Genomic DNA, 13,354 nt, shown 5'->3' with positions numbered 1-13,354 from the left:
GCGGCGCAGCAGCTGGCGGAGATCGCGGTGCTGTGCGCCGCGGCGGTGTCATGAGCACGACCCGCTGGTGGTGGATCCGCCACGCCCCGGTGATCAATCCGGACAAGCTGCTGTACGGTCGGCTCGACCTCGCGGCCGATACCAGCAACGGGGCGGCGGTTGCCGGCTTGGCCGCCCGGCTGCCGCGCGGCGCCGTCTGGCTGCACTCGCCGCTGCGCCGCACGGCCGAGACTGCGGCGGCGCTGCTGGCGGCGATGGGGGAGGCGGCGGCGCCCACGGTCGTGCCGGAGCTGGTGGAGCAGGATTTCGGTGCCTGGCAGGGCCGGCCGAGCCGGGAGGTCTATGACGCGTTGCCGCGGCTTGATCCGTTCTGGTCGCACCCCTCCGCCCACACCCCACCCGGCGGCGAAAGCTTCAACACCCTGCTGCAGCGGGTGCAGCCGGCGATCCTGGCCCTGTCCGACACCCATGCCGGGTGCGACATCGTGGCCGTCGCCCATGCCGGCACGGTGCGGGCCGCGACGGCGCTGGCGCTCGACCTCGGCGGCGAACAGGCGCTTCGCCTCGCTGTCGAGCCGCTTTCGCTCACCCGGCTCGACCGGATCCGGTCGTCGGATGGCAAAGTCAGTTGGCGAATTACCGCCCTGAATCTGCCATCGGGAACGGAAAAGATGTATTGATCGTTTAGCGCTAGACCGCGATTCTTAATGCGGAATCTCAGGAGAGGCCTCGATGATCGACCGCCGTAATTTTCTTCGCCTGACGGGCGTGTCGACCGTCGGGCTCGCCCTGACCAGCACCCTGTCCGCCTGCGGCTCCAGCACCTCCAGCCCGAGCGATGCCCAGCTGCTGGTCGATGAAAGTCGCGGCGCGCTGCACGACCTGCTGGCGGCGCAGGAGCTGTCGGCGATGCCGCGCTACATCCGCGGCGCCAAGGCGGTGCTGATCTCCCCATCGCTGCTGCGCGGCGGCTTCATCTTCGGCGGCCGCGGCGGCAATGCGCTGATGCTGGTCCGCCTGCCGGACGGCAATTGGAGCTACCCGGCCTTCTACGGCATCGGCGGCGGCAGCTTCGGCCTGCAGATCGGCGGCCAGGTCTCGCAGGTGATCCTGACCATCATGACCGACAAGGGCCTGAAGGCGGTGGAGCAGAGCAACTTCACCGTCGGTGCCGACCTGACGGGCGCGCTGTTCACCCTGGGCGCGGGCGTCGGTGCCTCGACCGGCCTCAACACCAATGCCGACATGTACGCCTTCTCGCAGAACAAGGGCCTGTTCGCCGGCGGCACGCTGGACGGCACGGTCATCAGCGAGGACCAGGGCAAGAACGACGCCTATTACGGCTTCGGCACCGCGGCCCGGACCATCTTCCTCGGCCAGAAGAACAACCCGGGCGCCGACCAGCTGCGCAACCTGATGCCGCGTTAGGACGACGGCCAGTCAGTCCAGTCTGTCATGCCCGGACTTGATCCGGGCATCCAGAGGCTGGCGACATTTTCTGGATTGCCGGGACAAGCCCGGCAATGACAGTGGGGAAATGGGCCGAGCCGGGATCGCCGGCATCCGCCAGGGTCATGGTTCCCGGACCGTTCCACGCGGCGGTGGCCGTCCGTTGCCCAAACGGATAGCGTCGTGACAGATAGTGTCATGAGGGCCGCCCGTCCGCACAACCCGACCGAGCCGATGACCCTGCTTCCGCGTCTGCTGCTGCTGATCCTGCTTCTTCTTGCGCCCGGCCTCGCCGCGGCCCAGGTGCCTGGTGTCCCCGCCGCTGCCCCGGCGGCGACGGCTCAGGCGGACAAGCCGGCCGACCCGGAGCGGATCAAGGCGCTGATCGGCACGCTGCAAGACGACAAGGCGCGGGCCGAGCTGATCGCCCGCCTCCAGCTGATGCTGCAGGCGCAGGAGCCTGAGGAGGACAAGCAGACGACGTTGGAGGTGGTCGGCAGCCAGGCCCTGGTCGCCGTGTCCGACAAGGTGCGCAACGTCACCGACGGCGTCGCGGTGATCGGCAGCACCCTGGCGCAGTCGCCCCAACTGCTGGTCTGGGCGCGCGACCAGCTGTCCGACCCGGCGGCGCGGGAGCGCTGGATCGCGATCTTCCTCAACGTGCTGGCCGTGTTCGCGGTGGGGCTCGCCGCCGGCTTCCTGGTGTCGCGGCTGCTGCGCGGGGCGCGGGCGGCGCTCGACCGCCATCCGCCGGCGACACTGTGGGGCAAGCTGCCGCTGATCCTGGGGCAGGCGGTGCTCGACTTCCTGCCGCTGCTCGGCTTCGTCTTAGGCGCCTACGGCATGACCAGCCTGCTGGCGCCGCCGGAATTCGTCGCCATCGTGGTCACGGCGCTGGTCTATGCCGTCATTATCAGCGGCGTGGCGCTGATGGCGATCCGCATCGTGCTGACGCCGGAACATCCCCGGCTGCGGCTGCTGCGGATCGGCGACGAGACCGCGGGCTACCTCTATGTCTGGTCGAAGCGGCTGATCCGCCTGATCGTGTTCGGCTACCTGCTGGTGGCGACAGCGGGCGTGCTGAGGCTGCCTTACGGCGCGCTGACCGCCCTGACCTATCTGGTCGGGCTGATCGTCGCCGGGCTGGTGGTGGTGCTGATTCTGCAGAACCGCCATCCGGTCGCGGACTGGCTGCGCGGCCGCCGCCGGCATGGTGCCGAGGGCGAGGATGCGGCGATGACCCGGGCGGTCGGTTCGGCCCGGCGGCACTTCGCCAATGTCTGGCATATCGTCGCCGTCGCCTATGTCGCCGCCACCTTCGGCATCTGGGCGCTCGGCATCAATGGCGGCTTCGTCTTCGTGCTGCGCGCCACCGTGCTGACCGTCGTGGCGCTGCTGCTGGCAGGGCTGGTCTCGCGCTACGGGCCGCGGCTGATCCACAGTGCCTTCTCGATCGGGCCCGAACTGAAGGGCCGCTATCCCGGGCTGGAGCACCGCGCCAACCGCTACCTGCCGGTGCTCGACACCGCGCTCAAGGTCATCGTCACGATCGTGACCGTGCTGGTGCTGCTGGAGGTCTGGCAGCTCGGCGGCATCGCCTGGATGGAGACCGAGACCGGCCGCGCCATCCTGTCCAGCGGCGGCGCGATCCTGTTCGTGCTCGTCGCCTCGCTGGTGGCGTGGGAGGTGGTCAGCCAGCTGATCGAATTCCACCTCAACCGGCACGACGCCTCGGGCAAGCTGGTGCAGCGCAGCGCCCGGGCCCGCACCCTGCTGCCGCTGCTGCGCAACGCCTTCCTGATCCTGCTGATCACCGTCGTGGTGCTGATGGTGCTCTCCGAGGTCGGGCTGAACATCGCGCCGCTCTTGGCCGGCGCCGGGGTGGTCGGCCTGGCCATCGGCTTCGGCGCCCAGACCCTGGTGAAGGACGTCATCACCGGCGTCTTCATCCTGTTCGAGGACACGCTGGCGGTGGGCGACGTGGTCCAGATCGGGACCGACAGCGGCTCGGTCGAGACCATCACCATCCGCACCATCCGCCTTCGCGACGAGACCGGGGCGGTGCACACCATCCCGTTCAGCTCGGTGACCTCGATCATCAACATGACCAAGGATTTCTCCTTCGCCGTGTTCAACATCGGCGTCGGCTACGACCAGGATGTCGACCACGTCACCGACGTGCTGCGCGACCTCGGCCGCGAGATGCAGGTCGATCCGGACTGGGCGCCGAACATCCTGGCGCCGATCGAGATCATCGGCCTCGACAAGTTCGGCGACAGCGCCGTGACCATCAAGGCGCGGATCAAGACGCCGCCGATCAAGCAATGGGGCGTGATGCGCGAGTTCAACCGCCGGATGAAGCGGCGCTTCGACGAAGTCGGCATCGACCTGCCGTTCCCGCACCGCACCGTGCTGATGCACACCATCACCCCGCCGCCGGCGGAGCCCGCCGCGCCGGAGTCTCAGCCGGCCGGGTGATCGCCACCGTCGTCATGCGGGTTGAAGCTGGAATCGTGCTTCTTGCGGGCGAGATGCATCAGCACGAGGTTGAGCGTGATGATGCCGATCACGGCGATCCCCAGCGCGATCCAGCCGTTGATGCTCATGTCCAGCCGGAACAGATCGGCCATCGTCATTCCTCCCTGTTGCGGTGCGGCGTATTTTCGAGTGCCAAGCGCCGCTTCGATCTGTAATCTGCGCGCATTCGCCAATGGTTCCGTGGCTAGAGAGGGCTAGAGCCATGACGCTCGAGGAGAGATGTGTCTCCGCCGGCCTCAAAATGACCGATCAGCGTCGCGTCATTCTGCAGGTCTTGACCGAATCCATCGACCATCCGTCGGTCGAGACCGTGTATCACCGTGCCCGCGAGATCGATCCGTCGATCAGCATCGCGACGGTATATCGCACCCTGCATCTGCTCGACGAGCTGAACCTGGTGCAGCGGCACGACTTCAACGAGAACTACTCGCGCTTCGAGGTCAATCTCGAGCATCACCACCACCTGATCGATCTTGAGAGCGGTGAAGTCATCGAGTTCAAGGATCAGGAGCTGGAGGTGCTGAAGGAGAAGATCGCCAAGCGGCTGGGCTTCGAACTCGTCGACCACAGGCTTGAACTCTATGGCCGGAAAAAGAAGTCCTGAGGCCTGCGGCTTCGGCGGGCCGCCCTTCGAGGACGGCACCGCTGATTGTCGCTGCCACCAGGCGGTGACGCGCGCCTATGCCGAGATGGTGGCCCGCGGTGCTCCCGGCTCGGTGGCGCTGGAGGCGGCGATTCGCGTCTTCGTCTACCACCACCCCGAAGTCCCGTCCTTCCGTGCGCATGATACGGTCGAGACCTGGGTGTACACCGGTCCCCTGAACTGAGCGACCTTCGGGCCGCCGATTCGCCCGGATCGCGCCTTCGGCTCCTGTTGCAGCGGTTGCGGCTGCCCAGCGGCCTTGTCCTGTTCGCCTTCCTCCTCACCCATCTGGTGAACCATGCCGCTGGGCTGATCTCGCTCGGCTCCATGGAGGCCGGTCTCGGCTGGTTCAACCTGGTGTGGGAGAAGCAGCCGGGCCTGACCATCCTGTCGGCTGCCTTCGCCATCCACATCGCCAATGCGCTGATGTCGATCTGGCGGCGCCACAACTTCCGGCTGAAGCGGTGGGAGGCGGCGCAGCTTGGCCTCGGCCTGCTGGTGCCGCTACTCCTGGCCCGGCACGTCTTCGCCACCGTGCTGGCCTATGAGGTGCATGGCGTCGGCACGCCCTATCGCCTCGTGCTGGCCCAGCTGTGGGGCGGCAACGGCGTCGATGCCCTCTTCCAGATGCTGCTGGTACTGGTCGCCTGGGGCCATGGCTGCATCGGCCTGCATTACTGGCTGCGGCTGAAGCCCTGGTACGGCAAGGCGCTGCCCTATCTCTACGGTGCCGCCCTGCTGATCCCGGCCCTGGGTCTCGCCGGCTTCGTCTCGGCCGGGATGCAGGTCGTGGCGCTGGCCGCCCAGCCCGGCTGGCTCGACGATCTGCGCCGGTCGATGAAGCTGACGCCGGAGGCGATGGCCTTCGTCGCCGACGGGGCGCTCTGGACCCGGCTGGTGATCGTCGCCGTGATCCTCGCCGCCTTCGCCGGGCCGGTCCTGCGCGGGCTGCGGGCCCGCCGCAGCGGGCCGAAGCTGTACTATCGCGACAGCCGCGTGCTCGACATCATCCCCGGCGCCACGGCGCTGGAGATCATCCGCGCCGCCGGCATCCCCCAGGCCATGGTCTGCGGCGGCCGCGGCCGCTGCTCGACCTGCCGGGTCCGGCTCGGCCTGGGCGGCGAACATTTGCCGCCGCCGGGCCCCGACGAGGCGAAGGTACTGCAGCGCATCGGCGCACCCGAGGGCGTCCGGCTGGCCTGCCAGATCCGCCCGGTGCAGGATCTCGAGGTCACGCCGCTGCTGCCGCCCAACGCCACCGCCCGCGACGGCTTCCAGGGCCCCGGCCACCGGCACGGCCAGGAGCGCGAGGTGGCGGTGCTGTTCGCCGACCTGCGCGGCTTCACCAAGATGTCGGAGCACCGGCTGCCCTATGACGTGGTGTTCCTGCTCAACCGCTATTTCGCCGCCATGGGCCAGGCGATCGAGGCGGCGGGTGGCCAGGTCGACAAGTTCATCGGCGACGGCGTGATGGCGCTGTTCGGCGTCGACGGCGGGCGCGACTCCGCCAGCCGCCAGGCGCTCGACGCCGCGCAGCGGATGGCGGAACGGCTGGCCGATCTGAACGAAAGCATGGCCTCCGACCTGAAGGAGCCGCTGCGCATGGGCATCGGCCTGCATGTCGGCCCGGCCATCGTCGGCGAGATGGGCTATGGCGGGGTCAAGGGCCTGACCGCGGTCGGCGACACGGTCAACACCGCCAGCCGGCTGGAGGATCTGTGCCGAACCTATGCGGCCGAGCTGGTGGTGTCGCAGGACCTGCTCGACCATGCCGGGGCCGATTTTTCGGCCTTTCCGAGCGAGCATGTCGCGATCCGCGGCCGCCGCGACGAACTGACCATCCGCATCGTCAGCCGGATCGCCGACCTGCAGGGCTGAGCCGGCGGCGAAGTTCAGTGATAGGAAATGCCGTCATCCTCGGTCAGAACCAGCACATTGCCGTCCTGCCGGTAGATCGCATCGTTGTCCGTGACCGCGGTGCCGCTGAAACAGTCGCGGTCCCCGCCCCGCACCCGGATGTGCCGCCGGCCGCCGATCTCGGCGACGCTGATCGTATCGAGCGAGCAGCAGACCGACGGTTCCGTGAACGGCCCGCGCCCATCCCGCGCGGTCGCCACGGTCATCGGCGTCCGGTGTCCCTGGGCGTCGATCAGGGCAAGTTTCGGGCACAGGGCTTCGGGCGCGCCCGGTTCGCCCTGCCCGTTGAGCGAGAAGGCTTCCCGGCCGGCACCGCGCAGCAGCACAACGCAGCCTGACCCGTGGCCGGGCGCGGCGACGGCCGCGATGGCGGCGTCGACGGCGACCGGGCATGGCTTTGCTCGGAAGGCGCTGCGCCGGGTCTCATGAGCAGCCTGGCAGAGGCTGAAATTGTGGTCGAGGGCAGCGATGATCGGCGCACCTTCGTCGAAGGCCCGATGCACATCCGCGTTGCTGTACGGGCTGTCGATCTCCGCCAGCAGCCGCAGGCAATCCATCTCGCGCCCGGCTTTGACATAGGCCAAAGCGAGGTCGCTGCGCAGCCAGTACCAGCTTTCGACCGCGTTCTGCGGCAGGCCGGTGCCGGGTGGGCACCAGCCCTGGGCGGCGACCGCACGTTCCAGCACCGCGACCGCCGCCGCAGCCCGGCCGGAGGCCAGCAGGCCGCGGACATCCGGACGGGATGCCGTGATGTCCTCGCAGCGGAGGGAGGCGGAGGGCACGGACGGTTCTGCCCCGATCGCCATCGGCGAGAGCAGGCCGATGACCAGTGCCAGGAGCAGCCCGAGTGCGGCCCATCGGCGGCCATCCCGTTCCGTCGCCTGTCCCCGTCCTGCAGCCGGCCGCATGGGCGCCCCCGTCATCGACGATCCGATCATGGCGGGCCAGCATGGCGGCCCAGCATGGCGGAAGGAGGGCGCAGATCGGGCCGGCGCCTCAGATCGTGATGCCCAGCAGGGTCTGCAGGAAGGCGCGGACGGCCGCCAGCAGCGCCGCCGAGATCGCGACCAGGATGCCGACGCCCGCGGCGGTGCCGGCCCAGCCGACCGACACCGCCACGCCGTCGCGTTCGATCAGGCCGATGGCAAAGGCGGCGATGGCGATCGCCGGCACCATGTTGCCCAGCGGAATCGGCAGGAACAGGATGATGGCCAGCAGCAGGCAGGCGGCGCCGATGAAGCGGTCGGCGACCGGGCCGATCAGGATCGACAGGCGTGGCCGCAGCAGCCGCTCGGCCTTGGCCAGCCACGGCACCATGCGGTCGACCAGCTTTGCGAAATCCGATCGCGCGATCGACCGGTTGGTGATCAGCCGCGGCAGCCACAGCACCGACCGGCCGATCATCAGCTGGAAGGTGATGAACAGCAGCGGCGCGCCCAGCACCGAGGAGGTGCCTGGCGGCGTCGGCAGGGCGTTCGGCGCGGCGAAGACCAGCATCAGGGCGCCGAAGGCCCGGTCGCCGAAGGCGGTCAGGATGTCGGCGATGGCGATGCGCTCGCGATCGGCCGCGGCCAGATCCTGCAGCACCTCCGAGAAGCGGCGGCGACGCGCCTCCCCGGCGGCGGGATCGTCTCGGGTCTCGGTCGGCGGCGCGTCGGGCAAGCGGATCGTCCGGCGTGGTGTCGTCGATCCGGTGATACTGGAGCGGGGCGGGGCTGTGCAAGGGCGAGGGTGGTTGGAACGGCGCCGCCCATGCATTCCATCCTCCCCCTCCCCTTGCGGGAGGGGGAGAGTAAAGAGGGCAAGCGGGAGAGCTACTCCCGCTCCCTCAAGCCTCCCGCGCCGCCCACAGCAGGCCGCGGTGCAGGATGGTGCGCATCGACTGGTTCTCGAACTCCTCCACCCGGTGGCCCAGGGCGCTGTAGAACACCCGGCCGGCGCCGTGCTTGCGCTTCCACACCACCGGCATGGTGTGGCCGGCGATCCAGGATGCGTGGTCGCCTGTGAAGGTGGTTTCGGCCAGCACCTCGTTGTTGGGGTCGACATGCATGTAGTACTGCTCGGACCGGTAGGCGAAATCCTCGAGCCCCTGCATGACCGGGTCGTCCCGCCGGGTCACCCGCACGCGGTAGTCGATGATGTTGCCGGGGTGCGACACCCACTGCCCGCCGGTCATGAACTGGTACGCCACCTCGTTGCGGAACGCGTCGCACATGCCGCCATGGAAGCCGGCGAGGCCGACGCCGCTCTCGATCGCGCTGGTCAGGTTGGTGACCTCCTCCTTCTCCATCGTCGACATGGTGTAGATCGGCACGATCAGGTGCATGTCCTTCAGGCCCGGGTCGGCGAAGGCCTCGGTGGTGTCCTCGATGAACACCTCGAAGCCGTCGTCGCGCAGCATCCCGGCCACCACATCCGCGCATTCCTGGGGGGTATGGCCGTTCCAGCCGCCCCAGACGATCAGCGCCTGCCTCGTCATCGTTTCGTCTCCCTTGATCCTGTGATTCAGGCGGCGGCCCGGCCGAAGGCGGGCTCCACCGGCATCGGTTCCGGCCGCGCGCAGCGGCTTTCGATCTCGATCGGTCGGCCCTCTTGGCCCGACCGTTCCACCGCCTCCATCACCTCCAGCACGTGGAAGGCCAGCTCGGCGCTGGCGCGGTGCGGCCGGCCGGCACGGATGGCATGGGCCATGTCGGCGACGCCGATGATGCGGTAGTTGCCGTCGCCATAGGCATGGCCGGTCGTCTCGGTCTGCCACTCCACCTTCCGTTCGGGCAGGGGCACCGAGATCTGCAGCTCGCCGCCGAAGATGTTCGGGTCGGGCACGCTCAGCGACGCCGTCTCGCCATAGATCTCGATCGGGGCGTGGCGGTGGGCCGGGATGTCGAAGCTCATCACCAGCGTCACCACGGCGCCGGAGGCGAAGGCCAGCGTGCCGGTGATGTGGGTCGGGGTGCCGACCGGCACGATTTGGCCGGCGCGCGGGCCGCTGGCGATGCGGCGCTCGGTGTAGGCGGCGGCGACCGTGCCGGTCACCCGCGCCACCGGGCCCAGCATGTTGACCAGAGTGGTCAGGTAGTAGGGGCCCATGTCGAACAGCGGGCCGCCGCCCTTGGCGTAGTAGAAATCCGGGTTCGGGTGCCAGCGCTCATGCCCCGGCACCATCATGAAGGCGGTGCCGGCGACCGGCCGGCCGATCCGCCCGGCATCGATCAGGGCGCGGGCGGTCTGCTGCCCGGCGCCCAGGAAGGTGTCGGGGGCGCAGCCGACGCGCAAGCCCTTGGCCGTCGCGGCGTCCAGCAGCTTGCGGCCCTCGGCGACGCTGATCGCCAGCGGCTTTTCCGAATGCACATGCTTGCCGGCGGCGATCGCCCGCAGCCCGACCGGGACATGCGCCTGCGGCGTGGTCAGGTTGACCACGATCTCGATCTCGGGGTCGGCCAGCAGCTGGTCGATGGTCCGGGCCGCGACGCCGAATTCGGCCGCCTTGGCCTGCGCCACCTCCGGGTTCAGATCGGCGCAGGCCTTGACCTGCAGGATCGGGAAATGCGGCGCGGCCTTCAGGTAGGCGCCGCTGATGTTGCCGCAGCCGATGATGCCGATGCCGACGGGTTTCTCGCTCATCCGGTGTTCCTCTCCGCTATCGCGCTCTGCCCTGTCCGTTCCAGGGCGATTCGTAGAGCTGCCGCAGCACCAGGCTGGCCGCGCCGCGGGCCCAGGCGTCGTCGCTCCACTCATGCAGGATGATCTCGGTGCCGCGCCGGATCGGCGCCGGCACGATGCGGTCGATGGTGGCCAGCAGTGCCGGCTCCATCAGGTCGCGGGCCTGGATGGCGCTGCCGGCCACGATCACCTTGGGCGGGCTGTGCAGCGTGATCAGGTTGCCGACGGCGAAGCCCAGGATGGCGCCGGCCTCCTCGAACAGGGCGCGGATCTCGGCCCGCCCGGCCCGGGCCATGTCGCGCAGCCGGCCGATGGCGCGCGGATCCTCCGGCGCGATCGTCCCGGCCTCGGCGCCCAGCAGGGCGCGGGCGCGGGTGACGATGCCGTGGTCCGAGACATAGGCGTCGATACAGCCGCGCTGGCCGCAGCGGCAGGGCAGCCCGTCCAGCGCCATCTTGGTGTGGCCGAATTCGGTGCCCATGCCGGCGGCGCCGCGATGCACGTCGCCGTTCAGGAACAGGCCCAAACCCACCGAATCCTCGACCGTCACCACGGCGAAGGTGTCGCTGCCGCGGCCCTGGCCGAACCAGTGCTCGGCTAGGGTGACGAGATGGACGTCGTTCTCGACGATGGTGCGGATGCCCAGCCGGTCCTGGATCATCGCCGCCAGCGGCACGTCGGCCGTGCCCAGGATCGGGGTCCAGACGCAGGTGCCGCTGCGGCCGTCGATGAAGCCGGGCAGGCCGATGCCGATGCCGCCCAGCCGGTCCAGGGCGAGATCGGCGTCGCCGACGCAGCGGCGGATGCCGTCCTCCAGGATGTCGGCCACCACGTCGGGCGCCTGGCGGGCGACGCGGATCGGCAGCGACAGGGTCTGCACCACATCGGCGGTGTAGTCGGTGACGGCGATGCTGATCTGGTGCGGCGCCAGCTTGACGCCGCAGACGAAGGCGGCCTCGCGGTTCAACTCCAGCATCACCCGGGGACGGCCGCGTGCGGCGGTGCCGACGCCCTCCACCGCCCGGGCCAGGATCAGGTTCTCCTCGATCAGCCCGCCGGTGATGGCGGAGATGGTGGCCGGCGCCAGCTCGGTGTGCTGCACGATCTCGACCCGCGAGATCGGGCCATGCCGCCGCACCACGTCCAGCACATGGAAGCGGTTGATCGCGCGCATCAGCTCCGGATCGGCGGTCTTCATGACCGGGCGGATCCGCGGTGATGCTGAAGGATGGCTGTCATTCCATCATGATCCGAATTTTATGGTGCGGTGCACCATGCCGTTTGCCCGCCGCGAGACCGCGGCCAGGTCAAAGCCGATGCTGAATATATCCCGTTTCTGCGGCATATCGGTTCGATTTGTCGACAATTGTCTGATTTTTCGATCTTGACAGGGCCCACCCTAGCCGGTCTGATAAATTCGTAAACCAAAAAAATTAAGCCGGTCGGGCAAAGCCTCCTTCTCGACACACGGAAACACAGACATGGCATCGGATGCGAAGCTCCGCTGGGGCATCATCGGACCGGGGCGGATCGCCCAGGCCTTCGCGGGCGGCGTGGCGCACTCGCGCACCGGGCGGCTGGTGGCGATCGGCACCCGCGACCCGGCCAAGCCGGGGCTGGCCGAAGCCTTCCCCGGTGCCCGCATCCATGCCGGCTACGACGCGCTGCTGGCCGACCCGGAGGTCGATGCGGTCTATATCGCCACGCCGCATCCGTCGCATGTGCATTGGGGCATCCGCGCCGCCGAGGCCGGCAAGCACGTGCTGTGCGAAAAGCCGATGGGCGTGAACGCCTATGACGCCATGGCCCTGGTCGACGCCGCCCGCCGCGCCGGCGTGTTCCTGGCCGAAGGCTACATGTATCGCGCGCATCCGCAGACGAAGCGGCTGGTGGAGCTGATCCGGGACGGCGCGATCGGCGAGGTGCGGATGATCCAGGCCAGCTTCGGCTTCGCCGCCGGCTTCAACCCCGACCACCGCCTGTTCGCCAACGATCTCGCCGGCGGCGGCATCCTCGATGTCGGCGGCTATCCCGTGTCGATGGCGCGGCTGATCGCCGGCGCGGCGTCGGGCAAGCACTTCCTCGACCCGGTCAAGGTGACCGGGGCCGGCCATCTCGGCCGCACCGGGGTCGATGAATGGACCGCGGCGGTGCTGCACTTCCCCGGCGGCATCGTCGCCCAGGTCGCGACCGGCGTGTCGCTGGCGCTGGAGAATGTGGTGCGGGTGTTCGGCACCACCGGCAGGATCGAGGTCGCGTCGCCCTGGTTCTGCAGCGGCAAGGAAGGCGGCAGCAGTGCCATCACCATCACCCGGCCGGACGGCACGGCCGAGACCGTGTCGATCGATGAGCCGGGCTGGCTCTACGCCTTCGAAGCCGATGCGGTGGGCGACGCCGTCGCCGCCGGGGACCACGAATCCGCGGCGATGAGCCTGGCCGACACGCTGGGCAACCTGAAGGCGATGGATGCCTGGCGCGCCGCGATCGGCCTGGAATATGCGCTGGAAACGCCGGCCCGCCGCACCGCGCCGGTCGACGGCCGGCCGCTCAAGGCCGGGACGATGCGCCGGATCGACCTGCCCGGCGCCAGATGCCCGGCCTCGGCCCTGGCCCTCGGCGCGGTCGGCGTCCAGAACATCAGCCATGCCGGGCTGCTGTTCGACCGTTTCTTCGAACGCGGCGGCAACACCTTCGACACCGCCTGGCAGTATCGCAACGGCGACTCCGACCGGCTGCTCGGCCACTGGCAGGCCAGCCGTGGGGTGCGCGACGAGATCGTGCTGATCGGCAAGGGCGCACATTCGCCGCTGTGCTACCCCGATGTGATCCCGCGCCAGCTGACCGACACGCTCGACCGGCTGCAGACCGGCCGGCTCGACCTCTATCTGATGCATCGCGACAACCCCGACATCGCGGTCGGCGAATTCGTCGACGTGCTGGATGCCGAGATCCGGGCCGGGCGCATCGGGTCCTGGGGCGGGTCGAACTGGACGCGCGAGCGGCTGGACGAGGCCGCCGCCTATGCCAAGGCCCGCGGCTGGCACGGTCCCGCCACGGTCAGCAACAATTTCAGCCTGGCCGAGATGATCCAGCCGGTCTGGGCCGGCTGCATCGCCGCCGCGGATGCGGAGTGGAAGGCCTGGC

General features: G+C 69.2%; 13 protein-coding genes. 7 read left to right on the top strand and 6 right to left on the bottom strand.

Going from position 1 to position 13,354, the window contains the following annotated elements:
• The 3 genes from AC3XYG_RS16155 to AC3XYG_RS16145 form a co-directional block, all read left to right on the top strand.
• A partial coding sequence (locus AC3XYG_RS16155; protein ID WP_489140871.1) for a histidine phosphatase family protein occupies window positions 1–680 on the top strand: 680 nt, incomplete at its 5' end.
• 52 nt (window positions 681–732) lie between these two features.
• Window positions 733–1,428 carry a lipid-binding SYLF domain-containing protein gene (locus AC3XYG_RS16150; RefSeq protein ID WP_489140870.1) on the top strand — a complete coding sequence of 232 codons (696 nt, stop codon included), beginning with the start codon at window positions 733–735 and terminating at the stop codon, window positions 1,426–1,428.
• A 219-nt stretch (window positions 1,429–1,647) separates the two neighbouring features.
• Entirely contained in the window at window positions 1,648–3,927 is a 2,280-nt protein-coding gene (locus AC3XYG_RS16145; RefSeq protein WP_489140869.1) for a mechanosensitive ion channel domain-containing protein, read from the top strand.
• Here the strand turns inward: AC3XYG_RS16145 and AC3XYG_RS16140 are convergent.
• On the bottom strand, window positions 3,912–4,079 hold the full coding sequence (locus tag AC3XYG_RS16140) for a hypothetical protein (RefSeq protein WP_489140868.1): 168 nt from the start codon (window positions 4,077–4,079) through the stop codon (window positions 3,912–3,914). The two genes, AC3XYG_RS16145 and AC3XYG_RS16140, sit on opposite strands and share 16 nt — an antisense overlap.
• Before the next feature lie 110 nt (window positions 4,080–4,189).
• Between AC3XYG_RS16140 and AC3XYG_RS16135 the strand changes: the two genes are divergently transcribed.
• Genes AC3XYG_RS16135 through AC3XYG_RS16125 form a run of 3 tightly spaced genes read left to right on the top strand, consistent with a single transcriptional unit; the run spans window position 4,190 to window position 6,508 of the window.
• Window positions 4,190–4,591 carry a Fur family transcriptional regulator gene (locus AC3XYG_RS16135; protein ID WP_489140867.1) on the top strand — a complete coding sequence of 134 codons (402 nt, stop codon included), beginning with the start codon at window positions 4,190–4,192 and terminating at the stop codon, window positions 4,589–4,591.
• Complete coding sequence (locus AC3XYG_RS16130) at window positions 4,569–4,814, top strand: hypothetical protein (RefSeq protein ID WP_489140866.1); 246 nt, start codon at window positions 4,569–4,571, stop codon at window positions 4,812–4,814. Before AC3XYG_RS16135 ends, AC3XYG_RS16130 begins: the two co-directional genes overlap by 23 nt.
• 56 nt (window positions 4,815–4,870) lie before the next feature.
• Entirely contained in the window at window positions 4,871–6,508 is a 1,638-nt protein-coding gene (locus AC3XYG_RS16125; RefSeq protein ID WP_489140865.1) for an adenylate/guanylate cyclase domain-containing protein, read from the top strand.
• 14 nt (window positions 6,509–6,522) lie between these two features.
• Here the strand turns inward: AC3XYG_RS16125 and AC3XYG_RS16120 are convergent, their stop codons facing one another.
• The 5 genes from AC3XYG_RS16120 to AC3XYG_RS16100 form a co-directional block, all read right to left on the bottom strand.
• Window positions 6,523–7,470 carry a hypothetical protein gene (locus AC3XYG_RS16120; protein ID WP_489140864.1) on the bottom strand — a complete coding sequence of 316 codons (948 nt, stop codon included), beginning with the start codon at window positions 7,468–7,470 and terminating at the stop codon, window positions 6,523–6,525.
• A 73-nt stretch (window positions 7,471–7,543) separates the two neighbouring features.
• Window positions 7,544–8,209: an exopolysaccharide biosynthesis protein gene (locus AC3XYG_RS16115; protein WP_489140863.1), complete on the bottom strand. Its 666-nt coding sequence runs from the start codon at window positions 8,207–8,209 to the stop codon at window positions 7,544–7,546.
• Between the two features lie 166 nt (window positions 8,210–8,375).
• Window positions 8,376–9,026 carry a ThuA domain-containing protein gene (locus AC3XYG_RS16110; protein WP_489140862.1) on the bottom strand — a complete coding sequence of 217 codons (651 nt, stop codon included), beginning with the start codon at window positions 9,024–9,026 and terminating at the stop codon, window positions 8,376–8,378.
• 26 nt (window positions 9,027–9,052) lie between these two features.
• Window positions 9,053–10,171, bottom strand: coding sequence for a Gfo/Idh/MocA family protein (locus AC3XYG_RS16105; RefSeq protein WP_489140861.1), 1,119 nt, complete (start codon window positions 10,169–10,171; stop codon window positions 9,053–9,055).
• 16 nt (window positions 10,172–10,187) lie between these two features.
• Entirely contained in the window at window positions 10,188–11,408 is a 1,221-nt protein-coding gene (locus AC3XYG_RS16100; RefSeq protein ID WP_489140860.1) for an ROK family protein, read from the bottom strand.
• Window positions 11,409–11,691: 283 nt separating this feature from the next.
• Between AC3XYG_RS16100 and AC3XYG_RS16095 the strand changes: the two genes are divergently transcribed.
• On the top strand, window positions 11,692–13,354 hold a 1,663-nt coding region (locus AC3XYG_RS16095; protein WP_489140859.1), incomplete at its 3' end, for an aldo/keto reductase.

It is taken from the genome of Inquilinus sp. (genome assembly GCF_057815775.1).
The sequence above is the reverse complement of the archived record's forward strand: the minus strand, read 5'-3'. Positions and strand labels throughout refer to the sequence as shown.

What these genes read in the sequence shown, in the direction of transcription:
- AC3XYG_RS16150 (WP_489140870.1), top strand. Translation starts at nt 733, where the DNA reads ATGATCGACCGCCGTAATTTTCTTCGCCTGACGGGCGTGTCGACCGTC.
- AC3XYG_RS16145 (WP_489140869.1), top strand. Translation starts at nt 1,648, where the DNA reads ATGAGGGCCGCCCGTCCGCACAACCCGACCGAGCCGATGACCCTGCTT.
- AC3XYG_RS16140 (WP_489140868.1), bottom strand. Translation starts at nt 4,079, where the DNA reads ATGGCCGATCTGTTCCGGCTGGACATGAGCATCAACGGCTGGATCGCG.
- AC3XYG_RS16135 (WP_489140867.1), top strand. Translation starts at nt 4,190, where the DNA reads ATGACGCTCGAGGAGAGATGTGTCTCCGCCGGCCTCAAAATGACCGAT.
- AC3XYG_RS16130 (WP_489140866.1), top strand. Translation starts at nt 4,569, where the DNA reads ATGGCCGGAAAAAGAAGTCCTGAGGCCTGCGGCTTCGGCGGGCCGCCC.
- AC3XYG_RS16120 (WP_489140864.1), bottom strand. Translation starts at nt 7,470, where the DNA reads ATGACGGGGGCGCCCATGCGGCCGGCTGCAGGACGGGGACAGGCGACG.
- AC3XYG_RS16110 (WP_489140862.1), bottom strand. Translation starts at nt 9,026, where the DNA reads ATGACGAGGCAGGCGCTGATCGTCTGGGGCGGCTGGAACGGCCATACC.
- AC3XYG_RS16105 (WP_489140861.1), bottom strand. Translation starts at nt 10,171, where the DNA reads ATGAGCGAGAAACCCGTCGGCATCGGCATCATCGGCTGCGGCAACATC.
- AC3XYG_RS16100 (WP_489140860.1), bottom strand. Translation starts at nt 11,408, where the DNA reads ATGAAGACCGCCGATCCGGAGCTGATGCGCGCGATCAACCGCTTCCAT.